21 protein-coding genes are annotated in these 21236 nt (G+C 35.4%); all 21 read right to left on the bottom strand.

What is annotated here, in order from left to right; translation table 11 throughout:
* Positions 1-8: 8 nt before the first annotated feature.
* The 21 genes from O7776_RS03130 to O7776_RS03030 all read right to left on the bottom strand — a co-directional run bounded on the left by O7776_RS03130 (position 9) and on the right by O7776_RS03030 (position 21228).
* Complete coding sequence (locus tag O7776_RS03130) at positions 9-2039, bottom strand: sulfatase-like hydrolase/transferase (protein WP_274309194.1); 2031 nt, start codon at positions 2037-2039, stop codon at positions 9-11.
* Between the two features lie 51 nt (positions 2040-2090).
* Positions 2091-3581 (bottom strand): N-acetylneuraminate synthase family protein, encoded by a 1491-nt coding sequence (locus O7776_RS03125; protein ID WP_274309193.1) that lies wholly within the window; start codon positions 3579-3581, stop codon positions 2091-2093.
* 10 nt (positions 3582-3591) lie between these two features.
* Positions 3592-4605, bottom strand: a complete 1014-nt coding sequence (locus tag O7776_RS03120; protein ID WP_274309192.1) for an acylneuraminate cytidylyltransferase family protein — start codon at positions 4603-4605, stop codon at positions 3592-3594.
* A 233-nt stretch (positions 4606-4838) separates the two neighbouring features.
* Positions 4839-5177 (bottom strand): DUF8042 domain-containing protein, encoded by a 339-nt coding sequence (locus tag O7776_RS03115; protein WP_274309191.1) that lies wholly within the window; start codon positions 5175-5177, stop codon positions 4839-4841.
* Between the two features lie 171 nt (positions 5178-5348).
* Entirely contained in the window at positions 5349-6989 is a 1641-nt protein-coding gene (locus O7776_RS03110; protein ID WP_274309190.1) for a motility associated factor glycosyltransferase family protein, read from the bottom strand.
* Positions 6990-7086: 97 nt separating this feature from the next.
* The gene (gene hag / locus O7776_RS03105) at positions 7087-7902 is read right to left on the bottom strand and encodes a flagellin Hag (RefSeq protein WP_274309189.1); all 816 of its coding nucleotides are present in this window, start codon (positions 7900-7902) and stop codon (positions 7087-7089) included.
* A gap of 134 nt (positions 7903-8036) precedes the next feature.
* Positions 8037-9224, bottom strand: a complete 1188-nt coding sequence (locus O7776_RS03100; protein WP_274309188.1) for a motility associated factor glycosyltransferase family protein — start codon at positions 9222-9224, stop codon at positions 8037-8039.
* A 379-nt stretch (positions 9225-9603) separates the two neighbouring features.
* Positions 9604-9822, bottom strand: coding sequence for a carbon storage regulator CsrA (gene csrA, locus O7776_RS03095; protein ID WP_274309187.1), 219 nt, complete (start codon positions 9820-9822; stop codon positions 9604-9606).
* Positions 9822-10265: a flagellar assembly protein FliW gene (fliW, locus tag O7776_RS03090; RefSeq protein ID WP_274309186.1), complete on the bottom strand. Its 444-nt coding sequence runs from the start codon at positions 10263-10265 to the stop codon at positions 9822-9824. The genes csrA and fliW overlap by 1 nt, the downstream gene beginning before the upstream one ends.
* 17 nt (positions 10266-10282) lie before the next feature.
* On the bottom strand, positions 10283-10849 hold the full coding sequence (locus tag O7776_RS03085; protein WP_274309185.1) for a DUF6470 family protein: 567 nt from the start codon (positions 10847-10849) through the stop codon (positions 10283-10285).
* A 64-nt stretch (positions 10850-10913) separates the two neighbouring features.
* Entirely contained in the window at positions 10914-11840 is a 927-nt protein-coding gene (gene flgL / locus O7776_RS03080) for a flagellar hook-associated protein FlgL (RefSeq protein ID WP_274309184.1), read from the bottom strand.
* 52 nt (positions 11841-11892) lie between these two features.
* A complete protein-coding gene (gene flgK / locus O7776_RS03075; protein WP_274309183.1) occupies positions 11893-13428 on the bottom strand; it encodes a flagellar hook-associated protein FlgK in 1536 nt (511 codons plus the stop codon).
* A gap of 183 nt (positions 13429-13611) precedes the next feature.
* Positions 13612-14118: a flagellar protein FlgN gene (locus O7776_RS03070; protein ID WP_274309182.1), complete on the bottom strand. Its 507-nt coding sequence runs from the start codon at positions 14116-14118 to the stop codon at positions 13612-13614.
* A gap of 36 nt (positions 14119-14154) precedes the next feature.
* Positions 14155-14415, bottom strand: coding sequence for a flagellar biosynthesis anti-sigma factor FlgM (flgM, locus tag O7776_RS03065; protein WP_274309181.1), 261 nt, complete (start codon positions 14413-14415; stop codon positions 14155-14157).
* 193 nt (positions 14416-14608) lie between these two features.
* The gene (locus O7776_RS03060; RefSeq protein ID WP_274309180.1) at positions 14609-15019 is read right to left on the bottom strand and encodes a TIGR03826 family flagellar region protein; all 411 of its coding nucleotides are present in this window, start codon (positions 15017-15019) and stop codon (positions 14609-14611) included.
* Positions 15020-15133: 114 nt separating this feature from the next.
* A complete protein-coding gene (locus O7776_RS03055; protein ID WP_274309179.1) occupies positions 15134-15739 on the bottom strand; it encodes a ComF family protein in 606 nt (201 codons plus the stop codon).
* A complete protein-coding gene (locus tag O7776_RS03050; RefSeq protein ID WP_337999453.1) occupies positions 15732-17156 on the bottom strand; it encodes an ATP-dependent helicase ComFA in 1425 nt (474 codons plus the stop codon). Before O7776_RS03050 ends, O7776_RS03055 begins: the two co-directional genes overlap by 8 nt.
* A 418-nt stretch (positions 17157-17574) precedes the next feature.
* Positions 17575-18294 (bottom strand): nuclease-related domain-containing protein, encoded by a 720-nt coding sequence (locus O7776_RS03045; RefSeq protein WP_274309178.1) that lies wholly within the window; start codon positions 18292-18294, stop codon positions 17575-17577.
* A 357-nt stretch (positions 18295-18651) separates the two neighbouring features.
* Positions 18652-19497, bottom strand: coding sequence for a DegV family protein (locus O7776_RS03040; RefSeq protein WP_274309177.1), 846 nt, complete (start codon positions 19495-19497; stop codon positions 18652-18654).
* 166 nt (positions 19498-19663) lie between these two features.
* Positions 19664-20179 (bottom strand): nuclear transport factor 2 family protein, encoded by a 516-nt coding sequence (locus O7776_RS03035; RefSeq protein ID WP_274309176.1) that lies wholly within the window; start codon positions 20177-20179, stop codon positions 19664-19666.
* A 374-nt stretch (positions 20180-20553) separates the two neighbouring features.
* The gene (locus tag O7776_RS03030; protein WP_274309175.1) at positions 20554-21228 is read right to left on the bottom strand and encodes a response regulator transcription factor; all 675 of its coding nucleotides are present in this window, start codon (positions 21226-21228) and stop codon (positions 20554-20556) included.
* Positions 21229-21236: the final 8 nt, after the last annotated feature.

The following is a 21236-nucleotide window of genomic DNA, read 5'->3' as shown; positions in this document are numbered from 1 at the left end:
TACCTCTATTATATATATTGGAAATGCTTCACACGATTAATTACAAACTCAATATACGCTTCAACCTTTTCAGGATATTTATTCATAATATTTTGTTCAGTTTCTTTGTCCACTAGCTCTACTTTTACCTTTTCTAAATGTATTAGCCCGTCTTTTTCAGCTTTTTCAACTGTATGTAACCGGAAAATACTATTTCCGTCTGTGATAGCAATGCGATATGGATTATCAGGATGAATGGTTTCAGTTATAGCCATATCTCGACCAGTTCCACCAAAATCCTTTAATATAACGGCATCATTTTCATGTGTTAGCTCCGCATTAGCACCAATAGCTGTTAGCATGTTTGGGAAGTAATCTGTAATTGCCATTAATTCATCACTAATTTTATTCGGAACATTTGGTCCTTTAAATAGAAACGGTACCTTTCTTCTACCCTCATTTAAAAACTCTTCATTATTTTCAATATATCCTTGCCCATGATCTGAAATAATTGAAATATATACATCATCTTTTTCGTGATTTTTGTTCAAATAATGATAAAAACTCTCTAAATATAAATCAATTCGGTTTAATTGATTTTTATATTTTATCAACTTATCTGCACTATATTCTGCATTTACTGAGACTTCCGCCATTTCATTCATTAGCCGTTCTTCCAAGGTTAAATGCGTTTGCTGATATAAATCTTGATTGAATCCATCCGCAATATCATGCAAATCTTCAATTCCAAGCCATAAAAAATGGTCGTTATTCGGGAGGGATGATAGATGTTCTATTGCTTCACCTAACACTTCGGCAATTGCAAATCCTCCACGGAAATGTTGAAAAATGATTCGATCGAAATCTTCCATATATCCACTACTCGGTGTAATACGCCAATTATTATTTATTTGTGTTGTAAATAGACCATGCACTTTGAATTTCCCTGTGTACATCTCTCCTCTTTTATGTATATCAATATTCGTATTTGGGTGATATACTTTATGCCTTATTACCGATTGTCCTGTAAAGATACTTGCCACGCTTGGAAAGGTCCAATCACTTGTTGTATAACAATTTTTATTCCAATAGCCTTCTTTAAAATATTGTGCGGTATTAGGCATCAATGCATCCAGCCCATACTCTTCTAAAAATCTTTGAGATAGACCATCAATATATAAAACAATCACTAACTTATTTTTTTCTGTAAACTCATTTTGAATCGGCTTTCCGACAAAAAATTCTTGCTTACTCTTTAATTTATACTCTCCTACGTCAAGTTGAAGATAGTTCAGTCGATTACTTTGCATATTCGAAGCGTTTATAATAGATGGCTCGCCACCAGTTTTTGTAATTTCAATAGAAGCTTCATTTAAATCACTTGAAATTGGCAAAATACTTCTCTTATTTAACTTCAATTTAGCGTAACGATGATTTGTCCCTTGGATTATTTCTGTTTTCAAAAAATATCGGACATTTAAATTTAAATCATTCGCCATATATCCTTTGTAAATATTCACTAAATATTTTTTCCCTTTACTATCTATAAGCGTCCTATTAACCCAACTTTTTGCATCTTTATCAATAGGGAATGCCCGCTCGTCACCCTCACCCATGATTAAAGTTGCCTCAGCGATAATTTGTTTGGTTTTATCATCACCCAACAATCGATACAGTTGAGGTATAATCTTTTTTAGTTTCTCTGTTTCTTTAAGTCTTTCTTCCTCATCAAATGATATGCGAACCACCCTTGCCAAAGAAAATGTAGCTTCTTCATAATCTCCTAAAGACCAAAAAGCTTCATATAATTTATAGTAAAGTGTTTTTGAATTTAGAAATTGTTGCTGACCTATTTTTAAACATGCTACTGCTTGACTAGGTTGTTTAGTCTTAATGAACACTGTACTTAATAGTTCATAATATTTTTCTGTTTTTTCTGATTCATTGGTCATTTGAAGCTCATTGAGTGCCTGTTCCAATTTATTTTGGGAAATCAGCTTTGAAATTTCATTACAAGTTTCCTTCATAGCAAAAATTCTATCGATTGAAATTTCTTTCATATTAACATCCCTCTTTTTAATTTCACTAAAAGCTGCATTTCAAAAATATGCTTACCATTCTTTAATTATTGTTTTACGTTCCATCAAATCTAATTTAGCAATAGCTTTATCCTGATAATATGAATCACCTTTTACATGTGTTGTAGAAATTTCTTCAAAAATCGCTCCTGACTTGGACGAAAAAGAATGGATTTGGCCACGTAAAACCGTCTTCATATCACCTGGCTGCATTAAAGTTTGTGTTCCATTTATTTCAACATCTAAGTCACCATATAATAGCTGAAATGTTTCTTCTTTTACCTTATGTAAATGGCGAGGGTGCTTTTGCCCTGGAAGAACAATAATGAGCTTTTTACAATATTCACGATTTACAATATTTATAATGACAGCACCTGTTTGTCTAAAATTTTTCATTCCATAATGATGAGAAAGCTCTACTTCAAAATCATTCCCTAATGCAATTCCAGCTTCGAAAAGCATACCCTTTGCATCATGAATAACACTACGTGCACTTTTTATATCAGATATATACTTTTTTTCTTTTAGTGGGGCATTAACAACATAATCCTTCGTTGCAATTATTCTTTCATAAAAATCTCCGCTACTCATTTGTCCTTCTTGTATAGGCATTGCAAAGTAGACATCTTCTTTCGAGATAGCTTCACCTATTTTAATAGGATTTTTAATATATACACCACGCATTAAAGAATTCAAAGAATCTAACTCTTCTTGACTAATATATTTTGTATCCTCTTTTTTTAAAGAACAAATTTCTTTTGCATCGACAATAGATTTCACCCAACGATCTGCCTGCTCTGGATTCATTGAATAAGCATTTAACTTGATTTCAGCTGTTGGTAGACCTACATGACGTTCAAAAATTGTTGCGCCTTTTGCTGTTGCTAGCATAGAAACAATATTGTCATCTGGATTTTCATGTCCTGAATAGCCGATTGGGACATTACGATACCTCTTTTTCATGCGATCTATAAAATCTAATTGTAGACGATCATTTGGCGCTGGGTATTCTGCCACGCAATGTAGTAACGCAAATTCACAATTTCTATGTGTGAAGAAGTTATAAATTTTATCAATATCAGAAAGTGTTTTTCCACCAGTAGAAATAATTAATGGCTTTCCAGATTTAGCAACTTCCTCAAGTAGTGGCCAATCCATTGCGCTACAACTAGCTATTTTAATAATATCTAACCCCTGCTCGATGCACCATTTAACACCTTGCTCATCAAATGGCGTACTCATAGAAATTAAACCTTCTTCACGCACAGCTTCAACCAGCTCACAAAATTGTTCAAATGTTAATTTTGTGTTCATAAAGCGAGGGATATGGTTTACATCTGTTCTTTCTTTAAAATCTGGGTGGATAAAACTATCAATATCGCGATATTGTAATTTCACCGCCGCTTTCACATTATATTTGCGCGCAATTTTACCCATTTCCTTTATAATATTAATGCCATGCTCTACACTACCTTGATGACTATTCGCCATTTCAAAAATGATTAAATCTTTAAATACATTCATTAGTTTCATCCTATCTTTTTAAATATTTATTCATTAAATCAAACATATTTAACATTTTGTCATCAATATAAAAATCAGCATTTGGCTTTCCAAAATGAAGTTCATGATATTGAAGTCCCCATTCCTTCATTTGCTTTTCCGTTACATCTCGCCAATCCTTATTTGTCACATAACCTCTTGCAGTAAATAATATAATTTCATGTCCTTCTTTATAAAGCATATTAATAACATCAACCATCTTTTTATTTGGTAGACAGTTTTCATAAGCTAATTCCTTGTTAAATTGTGCGATTACACCGTCAATATCAAATACAAATCTTTTTTTGTCTTTATTAAGCTTTAAATATTGCTCTGCTTTAAAGAAATCTTCTTCACTGTCAATATCAAAATTTTCATCCATTTCATATCCTAAGATAACTTCCCCAGTCATAGAATGCTTCTCCATAATAACGGATGCCCAGATTACATCAATACAGGCATTTTGATAATATACAACAGGTAAGCTTTGTCTCGGCATATTGTAGGCTTCATTTAAATCCCGGAGTATTGGTTGTATTTCCCCGTTTTCCTTTTTAAACCACATTTTATACGGCGTTTCATTTACTTGTGAAATACAACGAATAGAATCTCCATTAGGGTTATCTATTAGTAACTCAATCATCTTATCGATATCTTGAACCTGTCTAATAGGATATGTTGGACGTAACTGAACAACAAGCTCTGGAACATAATTTTCCTTTTGTTTTAAATATTCTAGTGCATGCTCAAACACTTCGATATCTAGTGCTAAATCTCCCGATATATTTTTCGGTCTTATAAATGGAACTTCTGCCCCAAAGCTCTTTGCTATCGCAGCATATTCAGGGCTATCTGTACTTACAATTACACGTGTTATTAATTTTGAATTTAATGCATGCTGAATAGAATAGGCTATTAGCGGCTGCCCATCTAAATCACGTATATTTTTATGTGGTATCCCTTTTGAACCTGATCTAGCAGGAATAATTGCTAAAACCTCTGTCAATTTGCATTTCCTCCAAATATCCTTTTATGTTAAATACTCTTTTTTATTATTTGGCTTGTCTGGACAGTATTAAAAGAAGGGCTGTGCCAAAAACTATGACTTTTAGCAACAATCCCTTTTACAGTTCGTTTAAAACTACTAAGCTATCGTAATTGTCTTATAAATTAGTTATATAATGCTTTTCAATATATCTCGGTTTCAAAAACAAAAAACTCCGTATAACTTTTATCACACTAGAAAGTGTACTGCTCTAATTGTTCAAAATAAGGTAAAATTTCATATTCAAACATATCGGCTACTAATACGTAGTCCTTATTTTGTAAACCATCATTAATTTCAATTAAATATTCTTGTACATCATCCATTTCTAATTGTGCGGAGTAGCCTAAATTAAAAAGCTTTTGATTAACATCGATTAACCACAATAATCCTTCGGAAAAATCTTTAATCATTGGTAACGCTTCCTCTAAATTTTCAGCTCGCAATTTATCAGCTATTTCTAATGATCCCTTAGTAACGGCGTTAATATAATTATTATAGCTTTCCATTGTTTCAAAAATAAGTTCTTGCATATTTATGGCACCCTTCTATCTGTAATATGTATAAGTTTCTTTTATTATATCGGCAAATAGTGTAAGAAATATAGTGTCCATTTATGTGGTTTAGTAAAGCTATAACGCCCTATCTATTTTCAATATTTTTATCAATCTAAAAACCCTCTAAATAATTTAGAGGGTTAACCTTTATAATTTTTCTAGTTGTTGGTTGAAGATTTCTCTAGTCTTCTTTAGCATTTCTAATAATTCTTTAAACATAAACTTATTTTTACGAATAAACAATTCTATTTGCTCTTCTATTGTCTCGTGTGAAATTGGTCTAAATTCTTTATTTATTTTTAGTTGTATTTGATTTACAATTCCCTGTAAATTTAATTCCTCAATTACTTTATTACATTTATTTAATTCGCTTTTTAAAAGGTCTGTTCGATTATTATTATTTTCTAGCGATACAATACATTTATTAACTCCTAATTCTCTAGTATTAATAAGTTGTATCCCCTTCTGAAGGAAATTCTTATAATTATCTATAGATTCTTCTTTATAAAAATCTCCCTCTATTAAAGGTATATTTTCTTGAATATATTTTTCTATAAACGTTGCAAACGGAATTTGCTCGATAAAATTAATTTTTGCTCCCCCTTCTGTGCAATTATAGAAATTATTTCTTTTCTCACTAAATGTACTTAATACTTTTTCAAGATTATCTTTCATCGAGATAAGTGTTGCATCTGAAAATACTTCATCTCCATAATACCCTGTAATTTTCTTGTAAAAATGATCTTCTTCATAATATTTTATTACTTGTTGGGCGTTCCCATCTGCATGAGATTGGTTATTTGTATAGGCCAAGTCTTGTCCAATCAATGCAATAGGACCGCTTGATAAATATGCTGCAATTGCTGTTGTATAAGTAGCAACTGACACGCCACCCTCAATTTTTTTTATATTTGGGATATATCGCTTTATAAATTTATTGCTTAATGGCTCAGACATAGGAGAAAAATAAAAACATTCTCCAGAAAATTTTCCTCGTATTTTTGCAGTTGATTGCAATCCATACAAATAATTAATTTTACTATCCTCCAGTTGTTCAAAATGTTCCAAGTTTTTTTCTCCGCCATCAACATTTACAATAAAATCTGGTTCAATACCATGCTTTAATAATGTTCTAATAGTCGACCCCGCACTAAGGATTAGACATTTTCCTTTTATACTTTTTAATAATGGCAATTGTTTTGTTAATGAGGGACCTCCCGCTACTACTACTACAGGGCAAGAATACTTGCCAAACTGTTCTGTAATTGTAGTATCTTGCATTACAAATTTTAGATTATCAATGAAATTTTCATACCACACCCAAGCTAAAGATTGAATGGTGTTATAATTTATTATTTTCGCTTTCAAACTATTTGAAACTATCTCCATCGTTTCATCATATTTATCCTTATCGATATTTCGATAATTAGGTGAATAAATTATTTCTACTAGCCCCGAATCTGTATCTGTTAATGCATTCTCTAAATAGCTTGATAGGTGGTTAACCTTTTCACAATCTATATAAAACACATTCATTTCATTTATCTTATCAATTTTCAAAAATGGATCGATAACAATTATTTTTTCATTTAGTTTTCTTACTTTCTTATAAAAATCTTCAATATACCCTAAACCATATCCGTATAATATTATAGTTTTTCCAACCTTATAATTTTTTTCTACAAAAGTCTTTGCTTCTTTTAAAGGATTGTATTTACTGTGTAAGTAAAAATTATTCACTTTCATAGTCATTACACCCGATTTTGTTTGTTCTATTTCTATATTCATATGAAAGATTCACCTCTCTTGTATTATCGCATATGATTCCAGTAATTTAACTATAAAAAAACGACTTCCCAATGGGAAGTCGTTTCCATATTAGATATTAACCTAATAATTGTAATACACCTTGTGGCTGTTGGTTAGCTTGCGCTAACATAGATTGTGCAGCTTGCATTAAGATATTGTTCTTTGTGAAGCCCATCATCTCTTTTGCCATATCTGTATCACGGATACGAGATTCAGCAGCAGTTAAGTTTTCGCTAGAAGCACCTAAGTTGTTGATAGTGTGCTCTAGGCGGTTTTGCCATGCACCAAGTTTAGAACGTTGTTCAGATACTGTATTTAATGCATCGTTAATTGTTGTAATTGCTGCATCTGCATCTGAACGTGAAGTACTAATATCAACACCACTAACAGATAAGTCAGTAGAATTCATATTTCCGATTGAAATGTCTAGTTTTTGTCCTTCGTTTGCACCGATGTGGATTGCTTTACCAGTGAATGAACCATCTAATAAGTTCATGTTGTTGAACTGAGTTGTAGAAGCAATACGGTCAATTTCTTCGATTAATTGTGCAACTTCTGCTTGTAATTTATCACGGTCAACTGATTCATTTGTGTCAGTTGAAGCTTGTACTGCTAACTCACGCATACGTTGTAAAATAGAGTGTGTTTCATTTAATGCACCCTCAGCAGTTTGAATTAAAGAAATACCATCTTGAGCATTTTTAGATGCCATATCAAGACCACGAATTTGTCCGCGCATTTTTTCAGAGATTGCTAAACCTGCAGCGTCATCGCCAGCACGGTTGATTTTGTAACCTGAAGATAACTTCTCAAGGTTTTTAGACGCTTGAGTGTTGTTGAAAGTAAGGTTACGGTGTGTGTTTAAAGCTGAAATGTTGTGTTGAATTCTCATGATAGAATTCCTCCTTGAATTTGTTTTTATATAACCCACATCCTTGTGGGAAAGCTTGGCGAGAGTTTACCTCTGCCTTACAATATTTATATCGTTAGCAATTTGAAATGTTTAATAGTTTTTTTAAAAATTTTTTATATTATGATTTCAGCTGAATTTTTATATTCAGCCCCTCGAATTTTTGCCCCATTGTACGATGTATTAAAGTATTGTATTGATGGTGTATTTTCTATCATTTTTTCTAAATGTCTTTTAAAAATAAGCCATTGTAATTGAGTTTCTACATCTTTCTCGCTATTACTTTTGGTTTTATAACGTGAAGCTATAGGAACTACATAATTTGAAGTTGAATAAGCCGAATGTGATTTATTAGCATGCATTGCTAGATCTTGCCCAACGAATATAATTTGTTCTGCCCCTAAATATTGCAATAAACTAAGCCCTGCTGTTGCAACCGAACCGTGCGATTCAATTAATGGAGTATCAAATTCAATTGCATACTGTTCAACAAAGTCTAACCCTCTTTGGAATAATAAAAATAGTTCATTATTAGTTGAAGTGAAACTCGGATGAACTGTTGATAATGCAAAAAGTGGAACAGGTATATTACTGTCTCCTAATTGGAGTAAATACTCTACTCTTTGATCAATTGCTACAATTCCATTTGGTCTAATATTATGTTCTTTAAGCGTTTGATAAGCTGCACTGACACAAAGGATATATGCCTTATTTTGAGCCCTATTTAAGAAATCGATTTGGTTATCCAAATCTGGGCCAGCTGCAACCAATATAGCAGTTTTTAAGTGTAACTGATTTTCTAGAGGCTTTATCGTTTTCCAATTAGTTACAATATTTCGCGAAAAATTTTCAAGCATTAAATCTCGATTTTGTCCCTTTGCAAATTCGAACTCTAATTGTTCGATAACTAATTTAACCTTTTCATCCTGCAGATGTTTTTTCCATGCAGGTATGATAATTAAACAGTCCTTGATAGTTAAATGAAGGTCCTTAAAATTTGCTACAAATTTAATTCTTTTATTATTTCTGTATTTGTCCAGAATCTTGTTTTCATTTAAATAATTCATTATGTCTTGATTTGTTTCTAAAACAATAATCTCCTTATCATCTTGAATTAATAATTCATCTATATGGTAGCCTAATCCTAAACCAATCACTATATATCTAACACAATTTTTATCGATTTTACTTGCAATATATTTACTTACATCTTTTTTCGGATTATATGTACTATAATAATTTATGTTATTTACAATTAAATTTTTTTCTCCGCTTTTAGCAAGTTCTATTTTTATATTTCCCATCTGTTCCCCCTATATCTAAAACATTACTTCATTCAATTAACATTTTACTGTTACACTTCAATAATAAGTCTTTCAAATTTATTATGTAAGGTTTTCTATCTTACTAATATTTCAGCTATAAAATTCCTTTTGTTTCATAATTCCCTTGATCCAATATACCTTTGGTTACTCGCATTTTAATATTTTTAATTAGTGAGATCCAACACTTTCTTTACTTCATAAACTGTGGTTTCATATCGGCACAGTTGTTCCCCTAAGATTTAAAATATTTGTACTTGATATTAATGTAACCATCAAATTCTTCATAGTTTTAGTTCCCCACCCATTTTTACACAAAAAACCACTCAACCTTTGAAGATATGGTTAAATGGTTTTATTATCATTTCATGTTATTTAAAATTGTAAGTACATTATCATTACCAAGCGCTTCCTTATTCTGCTCCTGAATCGCTTCAAATATTTCAGAGCGGTGTACTTTAATTGATTTTGGTGCGACAATTCCTAATTTTACTTGATCGCCATCAATTGCTAGCACTTTTATTTCAATCTGGTCACCAATCATAATTGATTCGCCTTTTTTTCTCGACAAAACTAACACTATATAGCACTTCCTATTTCTAATTGCAACGGAAATTGTAAAGAATATTGACTGTTGTCTTGTAATACAATTTGCTTTGCTGTATTTGTTTTTGTGTTGATAACTAAAGGAGCTAATAAATTGATTGTTGAGTCTTTAAAGGATTCTTTTAGTGTTACAATTGCATACGTGATAACATCTTCGACTGAAGCAATTTTTAAATCTTGAATATCTTCTTCTGATAAATCGAATTCAAAATCCTTTTTAAACGCATATGGGAATGCTATTACAAAGCCAATTGATGCTACTTCTGTAGATTGTAATAGCGCAAGCGGTAAATCTATATCTAAAGAAAGTAAAATATAGTTTTTGTATTCAGGTAAGCCTAGTAAACCTTGTTCAAATGTAATAATTTCAGATTCATTAATTTCAACTTCGCCTAAAAGCTTTGTCTCAATAATCATATACAGGTCTCCTTTTATTAACCGATAACGTCAATTTCTATATCTGGTCTTACCATCATTCTGCCACGAACATCACCATACGTGAAGTCCATTTTTGGCTTGTTCACTTGAACGTCAATTTTTGGAGCATTTCGTGTAATATTTACGTCTGTTGTCCCCGGTGTAATATTCACTTTTACCGCATTAAACGAAGGGATAAATTTGATATTGTACGGACCGGCACGCTTCGGACCATGATTTTGCTTGGCAATACCTTGGATTGTTGCTCGTCCTTGATCTTTCCCGGCACTTCCCATCATTTGATTGCCCTCACCGACACGTCTCGAAATCCCTTTTAGCATTTCTTGTCGGCCCATTTGCGCATATTCTTTTATGAGTTCCCCTGTCGGCTTCATTCCTAAATCACGCCAGAGCTGGTCTTGATTGATGTCTAATTTCGCATTAGTCGTGTTGATTTCCAATGTTGCAGCGGGCTGGGATATTTTCAAATCGGCTTGTGGCTGCTGGATTCGCTGCTGCGGCTTCGTGATCGAATAATCCATCTGAATATCAGTTTTTGAAATTTGTATTTGCGGGAATCGCATCCTTGTCCCTCCCTTTTAATAAAAGCGCTTGGAAATGATCCAAACGCTTTGTGAATTATGAAATTTAACGGATGAAATCTACTAGCGTTTGTTGAATAATCTTCGCGCCTACTGATAATGATGCTTGGTGAATTGATTCAGTTGTTACCATTTCGGTAATCGTTTTAGCATAATCCGTATCTTCATTTTGAGACATTTGTTTTGTTACGTTTACTTCTTGAAGTGATAAGCGATTTTCCATAAGTTCAACACGGTTTTGGCGTGCACCGACGTCAGCACGTAATGTTAGTGTTTTTTCAGTTATTGCATCTAAACCAGGAATCTTACTCGTGCCATCTGTAATCTCTGCACCCAATGCATCCCCAATTTTGTCTCCAGTCATCGTCGGGTCATTTAATATCTTTTCCACTGTCCCCATGAAGCCATCTATTTCTTTAAAATAATCAATACCTGATGTATTAATCTGCATTTTAATGCCGTCAAACACATTAATTTCAATCTTTTCACCCAGACCCTTCGCTGTTAATGTAGCGTCCGGATTGGGTGCACCATCTTTATATAAAGGTTGGTTTGTATGTGTTCCTGAGAAAATATAATTCTCGCCAACCTTTGAATTTGCGATATCTTGGATTTGATTTTTAATTTGCGAAATTTCTGCATTAATTTTTTGACGGTCTTCAGGTGTATTCGTATCATTCGCAGCTTGAACGATTAATTCCTTCACACGCTTCAGTGCCTCGCCAACTTGACCAAGAGATTCATCCGTAGAGTCTAGCCAACTATGCGCTTCACCAATATTACGTTGGAATTGTGCATTTTTATCTAAATCTACGCGGTAGCCCATTCCTTTTACTGCAATTACTGGGTCATCGGATGGACGATTAACTTTTTTCCCTGAAGTCAATTGTTCTTGGTATTTCGACATTTTTCCATAGCTTACATTTAAGTTACGAAGCATATTGCTCGATAACATTGATTGTGTGACGCGCATTGTTATTCCCCTTTCAAAGAAAAATTAGAAGTTATTTAGTTTTAGTTACTTATTATAGTCCTACTCGACCCATGCCGTTAATAATTTTATCTAATGTTTCATCGATTACTGTAATCATACGTGCATTGGCATTATAGGCTTGCTGGAATGTGATCATATTCGTCATTTCTTCATCAAGTGAAACTGAATTATGAGCAGCTCGATTATTTGCGATTTGTAATTGGAGCGTTCCCGAGTTAAATTCTAACGTAGTCGCTTGCTCCCCTTTAACACCTAAATCCCCTACTAATGATTTATAGTATGTTTGGAATGTACCGCCCTGTAAACTCCCTTGTACTGCCGCTTGGAGCTTTGATAGCTCTAAAATATTTTTATTGTTACCTTCTTCGCCATTCGTATCAGATGCAGCGATTTGCTTTGGATCTGTAATCACAACTTTAATATCTTTTGCTGTTGTACCAGAGAAGAAATCGCCTTTTGAACCATCTAATCCAACACCGTTATTGTGGACTTTATTAAATTCTTCAACAAATGTCTTTGCTAATAGATCTAGCTTTTCAAACATTTCTGGGTAAGTCCCCTTGCCACCACTATGACCAAATGAATCAATTAAAGCGGCTAATTTCCCTTTACTTGGCTCTAAATTGGCATACGTCACATTTACTGTTGTTGTTGGTGTTGGTGGGTGACCAATGCCCGAAATTGCAAAGCCTTGGAATTCGTTATAGCCGTCAGTTGTTGCGTCATCAACATCGCCATTAATCTCTTTCCCTTTTGAGTCCATTGCATTTAAATGGGCATAATCTCTCCCTTGTACAAGGACGATTTCTTGACCATTTTCAGGCTTAAACTTAATCGTCATGCTTCCTTCTGCGATGTCCAGAGCATTACCACCTGATTTTTCGAATGAAATGGAAACCGGAATTAATTCGTTTAATTTATCTAATAAAACGTCTCGTTCATCATAAAGGTCATTCGGCATATATCCATTTGGCTCAACTGCTTGAATTTGTTTATTCAAATCGGCAATTTGCTTTAATATTGAGTTGACGTTTTTGGTATTAACGTTAATTTCATTTCCGAGATTTCCTTGAATCAGCTTTAATTGCTTATCAATATAGTTAAATGAATCTGCTAAACCTTGCCCTTTCGAAAGCATTACTTGGCGAGCTGCTGTGTCCTTTGGGTTATCAACAACATCTTCCATTGACTTCCAAAACTCAGTGTACGCTTGGTTCAGACCGAATTCAGATGGCTCTGACATAATATCTTCCATTTGAGAAATTGCCTTTGTAGTCGATTGCCAGTAACCTAACTTATTTGTTTCTTGGCGGAATTGGCGGTCTACGAATTCATCACGCATACGTTGTACAGAATGGGCTTGGACACCTGTACCGATATGACCCGCTGTTGTTGGTGAATTTAGTCCTGACCCTGGGAATCCTGGTGTTGTTTCAAAATTTACGCGTTGGCGTGTATAGCCTAATGTGTTGGCATTTGAAATGTTGTGGCCTGTTGTATAAAGGGCTGATTGCTGCGTGAAAAGCCCACGTTTACTTGCTTCAAGTCCCATGAAAGTTGAGCGCATGAAAATAGCCTCCTTCTTGTCTTTCGTTCTTCGTTAGTATTTATTTCGACAATTTATGTAATGCTTTGAATAAAATTTCGTTAAAAAATTGGAATTTGCCCGAAAATAGGACAAATTCCCGTCTTTTTACTCACAAAAATATCGCATGCCCTCCCTGCTACATTCGCAGGAAAGAACATGCGATTAGGCTTTAAATTCATTAAATGAGCGGCGTGAAATATCGGATTGACCGCGCACTTCTGCACCAGAATAGTTGAACTGTTCTGAACGTGGCTGTGGGCGCATCGCATCTAGTGTAATATTGATAATCTGCAATGAGTTCAGCACCATTTTTTGATTCAAATCATTTTGAGCTTTTAATTTACCTAGTAGCTCTACTAAACGTTCACGTACAGCTACTAACGCTTCTGTCGGCTCGCTTGCTTGAGCAACTTCAATCACCTCGGCAACAGATGGTGTATCAGTGAGAGCAATTCCTTTTGCTCGTAGGTAATCCGTTACCATCACTTGACGCTGTTGCTCAATCGTATCAATAGCCGCTACATGTGCTTGTTCATTTTTAATGAGCTGATCAAGCTTTTCCATATCACCTTGCTTAATATATTCTGTTTTTGCTAGCGCTAGTTCAAGTAGGCTCTTGTGCATTTTTTCAAGCTTTTCTAGCGTCGCAACAATTGTGGCAATTGACATGTATTTTTATGCTCCCTTACAATAAAAATTTGAAGATTAGCGGCGGTAGTATTTTAGCATGTCTGCTGCGACTTGCTTTGCATCTACCTTGTACTCGCCTGAATCGATATCGGCTTTTAGTTGTTTAATGCGCTCTGCACGTTCATTTGCATACGTGTTCGTCGCTTGCATTACTTTTGCCTTTGATGAAATTTCGATATGATCGGCGAATGATTTTTGCACGTTCTCTGTTTTTTCTGTGCGTGCTTGCTTTTTATATGAATTAATCGCCTGCAAACCTAATGGATTGATCTTCATGTGTATGCCTCCCCTCAAATGCTCTTTCTACTATATATTTCGACTGCGGCATAAAATTGTTTATGCCTTCTAAAAAATTTCCTAATTTACGGACCAAAAGTTTTTAAAGCAAATTCTTATAACTTACTTCTCCTCCCATTTTACTAAAAAGAAAAACGAAGTCCCATAAATAAGACTCCGCTTTAGCACTTTTTTATCGTTTATCTGCGTGATAAGTACCGCGATCTCGGCGCACTACATCTTCACGGAATTCTTTTGCTGCTTCAAACGTGCGTAAATCAGCCTTTAATTCCCCTTGGCATTTATCGCATAACTTACCCTTTGTCGTTAAATGCCCGCAGTTATCACATGGATAGCCTAAGCTTGGGAAAGTCGCTGGATGTAATCTCCCTTTACGCACCCACTTGTATAGCAAATCACGTTCTACACCTGTTGCTTCTACAATGCGATCAATATTGGCCGCGCGATTTTCACGCTTCCGTAAAAAACGATAGACGACTTGATACATATCCTCTTCTTTTTGTGCACATTTATGACATACTTCACGTAAGCCTGTGTAATTAAAGAATTCTTGGCACATCGGACAATTTCTTAACTCTGCCATTCCAACCCCACCTTAATAAAAAGTCGAACCTTTTTACTTATTATTATACATAATATTACTTCATTTACATTGACAACTTTTCAAACTTATTTGATATGAGTAATCCCACAAATTTTAACTGTGGATTAATGCAAATCCGGTTACTGTATTTGCGCCTGCTTCTAGCAATGCATTTTTGGCATGCTGTAATGTAGTACCTGTAGTGTAAATATCGTCAATTAATAAAATATCTTTATGTTTTATTAGACTTGGATTATTTACACTAAACAACTGAACTGTTTCTAACCGTTGTGCTCTTGTTTTCTTTGACTGCTGTTCATCAGTTTGTTTAGTGAGATGATGCTGAAATGGGATATGAACTGCTTTTAATAGTTCATCTACTTGTGCAAAGCTGCGGATTTTTAAACTTTCTTCATGCATCGGAATTGGAATGATGAGGCGTCTTTCACTTTTCAAATGTTCGTGGAGTGCTGTGTTAAATACATGTGCAAGTACAACATCATGGAGAAATTTATAGCGGTGTACATAATCTTTCATGGCGTCATTGTAATGAAATAATGTGGTGATGTTTGGATTTGTTTGCTCTTCGACTTTTTCGAAACGTTGCTCGCAGCGATGACATATTGTTTTTGGTAGCGATTTTTTTAATAGCTCTTTCCATCCAACATTCCCTTGTAATTCACGTTCACATAATAAGCAGTGCGTAATCGGTTTATTCATAGCAATTCATCTCCCGTATTTTTTTACACGCACGATCCATCTCCAACGTGATGCCATGATGAAAAAAGACAATTTGACCATCTGGAAACTGAGGATTACGTCCAACACGCCCACTAATTTGAATGAGTGCACTTGCAGTAAAAATTGGACTTTCACTACCTACTACCGCTACCTGTACATTTTTGATTGTAATGCCACGTTCTAAAATCGTAGTTGTTAGTAATCCTTTACGCTGTTCGTTACGCAACTGAAGTAACTTCTCTTTTCGCATTGGGTCTTCTGAATGGACACTCTCGATTGTCTGTTCAATCGCCTGAAATAGCAATACTGCTCGTTCCATTAAATCGATTGTTGGAAAGAAAATAAGAAATGGCTCGTTGTTTTCGAGACGCTTGTTTACCCAATGAAGAAGTTTTTGCGGGATTCGATTTTTCTTGAATGCTTTTTCGTAGTTCCAAAGAGGCTGATATTGTGGGACAGGCAATAAAAAACTGTGGAAGCGGCGCGCGATAAATGAGTATCCCCAGCCTTCCTTTTGTCGTTGGTTGAGTAATTTAGTTGATGGCGTGGCTGTCACAAAAGCAGTTGGTGCATCTAGCTTTTTAGCTTTTAACACTGCACTTTGCAATGCCTGGTCATACGTATACGGGAAGGCATCTGCTTCGTCAACAATCATCACATCAAATGCCTGTTCAAAACGGCACAGCTGATGCGTTGTTGCTAGAACAAGCTGCGCAAATTGGCTATTTGGCTCAGCTCCCCCATATAGCGCGTGAATCGTAATATTTTGAAAAACTTGTAGAAAACGAGGGTATAATTCGAGCACAACATCTGTCCGTGGCGTCGCAACACAAACTCTTTTGTTTTGTTGGAGCGCTTTGTGGATTGCCGCAAATAGAATTTCGGTTTTCCCCGCGCCACAGACCGCATGGATAAGATGATTACGTTTTTGCTGAAGGCTTTCATTTAATGCATGTGCTGCTTTTTGTTGCTGTGGTGTTAGCTTTCCAGTCCATGTAAAATGTGGCGCAGCTTTTTTAACAGAATAGCTTGGCCCAGCCCACGTAATGAGTTCTTCACAGCTACACATGCGTCCCATCGTAATACAATGACGGCAATAATGACAAATTTGCTGGCACTTTGCACAGTGGAAGGAAATAAATTTATGTTGAGTTTCATTTAAACAGCGGTTGCACTTTAACTTTGGGGTTGTAGTGACGGCTGGTATTTTTGCGAAGTAATTGTGGGTAATATAAGTATTGATTATCGCTTGGGGGAACGGTGTATTATGACGTGACCATATACGACCAGTGAAGAAATTTTCGATTTTTGGCTCAGGAATCACGCCGTAGTAGGTAATAAAGCGAGGAGATATCTCCTTTTTGAGGTGGATTGAATGAATTTTTTTATGCTTCAAGTGAATCCTCCTTTTGAGTGGTTTGGGGGTGCTTGTATGGCAGTGGCAGGGGATATGTGCGGTTTTCGGATGAATACGTGCGAATTATAGATGTTTATGTGCGGTTTTTTGAATTTGCGTGCGATTTTCTCAATTTGCGTGCGGTTTCCGACTGTTTATGTGCGATCTTCTCAATCTGCGTGCGGTTTACCATCCCTTAATCCCCATAAAGCAAATCCTCTGGAATGACATAATAGCGACTTTTCCCTTGTCCAACTGCTTCCACATTTAATTTAGAAAGCAATCGAATAGCTGCATATCTGCTTTTAATACCTAAGAAGTTTCGAAATGCGTGATTCGTAATATGCGGACCAATTAAAATACGATAATGCTGTAGCGCATCGAGGATGCCATCGGTAGACTTTGTTTTACAATACTTTCAATGCCAGGAGCCATGGTAAAAAATCATCGGACCAAGTGCTTCACAATGTCGGCAAAATACACCTGTTTTCAAACGACTTAATTCAATTTGACGGCGGGCTGGGAGATGCTGTTGGATACTTTTAAAAAGCTTGCTAATTTGGTGAGGGACGAGCGTAGTGGTTGGATAACGTTCGAATAAGGATTCAAGATATTTAGGTAGGCTACTCAAATGGATAATTGGCATCGATTCAAATGCGATATCGAGTTTTGCGCGATAATTTGCGATGACGACTAAATATAGCACGGGCGGCTTAAGTGCATGTTGCTGCAAAAATTGTTCAATAAACAATCGATGGCGATACGCTTGATCGAATGGATTGGGGAAATTTTCTTCGACTCCCTTTTCGGTAACACGATAAAATTCGTGAACTGCAGGCTTATAAAAAAGACCACCCGATATTTGTTTTACCTCGAAAATGATAATAAAATGTGGTGTAATCAGTAGCGCATCGATTTGATGCGTAAAACCTCGTGGATTAATACATTCAAAATTATACAAAATCTCGTAATCCGATTTAATAAAATAGTCTGCGAGTGTCGTTTTTAACTTCATTTCACCGGCTAGTCCTGCTTGTAATCGATAGAATTCTTCTTGAAATCGCAACGCTTCCTCGTCATGCGCATGAATTCTATGAACAAGCGCTTCCATAAATAAGTAATGCTTAGATTTCTGCATGTACATCACCTCACTTAAAGCATAAAATAGAAATCCATTTCAGGGAATCCTTTGCGATAAAATTTCTTTTTACCAAATGAAAAGGGTCGAAATGGGCAATTTACCGGGGTTGCGTGCGCTTTTCTGACTTTACGTGCGAAATTCCCTAACTTGTGTTCGTTTTTCCGATTTTGCGTGCGATATTCTCTAACTTGCGTGCGTTTTTCTAAATTTGCGTGCGAAATCACCTAACTTAAGTGCGTTTTTCTGACTTTGCGTGCGAAATCACCTAGTTTGCATGAACTTTTCCAGTAAATCCATTTTTCTAAACCAAAAAACAGCCGCTACAAAACTTCCGTAGTGACTGTTGTGTGAGTGCTATATTTTTTTGATCCAGCCCATTGCCATCGCACCTTCACCTAAGTGCGTACCGATAACTGGGCCGAAGTAGCTTAATGTAAACTCTACAGTTGGATATTTTTCAGCTAAGCTATTCATCAATTCAACCGCTTCTTCTTCGCAGTTTCCATGTATAACCGTAGCTCGCAGTGCACCGTGCTTTTCAACTGCTACTGCAAGTTGATCTTCTACACGACGTAATGCTTTTTTACGCGTACGAATTTTTTCAAATGGAACGATGACTTTGTTTTGGAAGGTTAATACCGGTTTTACTTGTAGTAGCCCACCAATTAATGCCGCCGCTGCCGATAAACGACCTCCACGCTGTAAATGCTGCAGGTCATCCACAACAATATATTCCTCGCGTGTTGGACGTAAAAGTTCTAAATGCGCAATAATTTCTTCACCAGAAGCGCCCTCCGCTGCTTTTTTCGCCGCTTCTATTACAAAAAAACCTTGTAAATAAGCCGCAACTTCCGAGTCAAATGCATAAACATTTACATCTTCTACCATATCACTTGCTTGTACCGCACCTTGGAAAGTACCACTAATGCCACTTGATAAATGGATTGTTACAATTTCATCATACTCTTTTGCTAATGTTTCATAAAGCTCTACAAATTTTCCAATCGGTGGCTGTGTTGTTTTAGGGAATTCCTTAGCTCCACGTACACGATCATAAAATTCAGAAGCTGTGATATCGATTTCTTCATCATAAATTGTTCCTTCTATATTAACGCTTAAAGGAATCATATAAACATTAAGACGCTGACGTTCTTCAAGCGTCAAATAGGCTGTACTATCTGTAACAATTGCTGTTTTCATCGCTTCCCCACTCTCCTATGTCCACTATATTACCGTATCTGTATGTAAATGTGAATGAAAAAATGACATTTGTCATATCCAACAAAGCTTAATTCTACAGGGAAATTATCGCAAAAAAACATCCCACCGAAAACTCGATTAGGATGTTTTAGAAATTGCTCATCGATCATTCATTTCCAATATAATAAATACTCGAAACTTTCCAGCTATCTTCTTTTACAAATACCGTTACTTGTCGACCTGTACCCGATAGTTCTGCTCCAGTTTCAAGCTCTTTTGTATTTGTCGTTAAATTCGAAAATACTTGCGCATCTTCTTTGCTATATTTCACAATCGTTATATCTTCAGCAGTACGATTGACGTCATATTGCTGAAATACTTCCGAAACCGCCTTTACATCCTCATCATAATTAAAGCCTTCTGCATTTTTGGAAATAATATTTTTATAACGGTCTAAATCTTTGTCATTAAAGGCTTTGATGTATTCATTAAACGCATAAATTATCTTTTCTTTTTCATCTGCTGGAATATTTTCGGCTTCTTGAATCGAATCTCCCGTAACCTCAAAGCCTACCGTTCCATCTTCAATCTTTTTTTGTAATTGTTCTGGTGATGCCTCTTGTTCATCGCCGCAAGCCGTCAACAGGAACATTGCCATGACAGCCATTAACCAATTTTTCATATATTTACTAACCTCCCGCACAACATTTTAGCACACAAATATTAAAAATTCGATATCTCGAATTGTCAAAACATACTTACCACACAATAAGACGCCAGAAGTTCACAGATGTTTCATACATGCAAAATAGAGACGATTTCTGGGGATTTATGCGTATGTAATAGAATGGCAAAATAAAACCTATTTATGTAGCACAATTTTTGAAAAGAAAAAAGGACAGTCCTAAAAGTGATCACTTTTAGGACAGTCCTCCACTCATATGTTAATTATCCGCTGTAGGCGAGGTGTTCAGAATAAATTCTCATCATCCTCGGCGCAAAGGGCTTGTCCAGAAATCATTTTCCAGACAAACCCTTTATTTGTAAATAATTCAATTATCGAACTTCTACCCACCCGTTTTTGATGGCAGTTACTACTGCTTGAGTACGGTCGTTTACGTTCATTTTTTGTAAAATGCTTGAAACATGGTTTTTTACTGTTTTTTCTGAGATGTATAATGTTTCGCCGATTGTACGGTTCGATTGACCATCTGTTAATAACTGTAGCACTTCGCATTCACGCTTCGTTAATAAGTGGAATGGGCGGCGAATTTCTGTTTGGTGGAAATTCCCTTTGTTTTCATGCTCAGATAGACGACGGAATTCTGCTACTAGGTTTTTCGTTACTTTCGGATGTAGGTAAGAGCCACCGTTTGATACAACTTTGATCGCTTCTACGATTTCATCTGCATCCATTTCTTTTAGCATATACCCTAATGCACCTGATTTTAATGCATGTGTAACATAAGATTCGTCATCGTGAATTGATAACACCATTACTTTTGCATCTGGATATTCCGCGATTAAGTCTGCTGTTGCTTCTACACCGTTTTTCCCCGGCATGTTAATGTCCATTAACACAACATCTGGCTGGTTTCTTTCGTATAGACTCACTACATCTGTACCGTCATCGCCCTCAGCGACAACTTCAAACGTATCTTCAAAATCTAAAATACGTTTAACGCCTTCACGGAATAATTGGTGGTCATCAATAATAATAATTTTTGTCATGGTAATAC

The organism is Solibacillus daqui (assembly GCF_028747805.1).
In the GTDB taxonomy this organism is placed as follows: domain Bacteria; phylum Bacillota; class Bacilli; order Bacillales_A; family Planococcaceae; genus Solibacillus; species Solibacillus daqui.
Note: the sequence above shows the minus strand (reverse complement) of the source record. Positions and strands in the feature narration are given on the sequence as shown.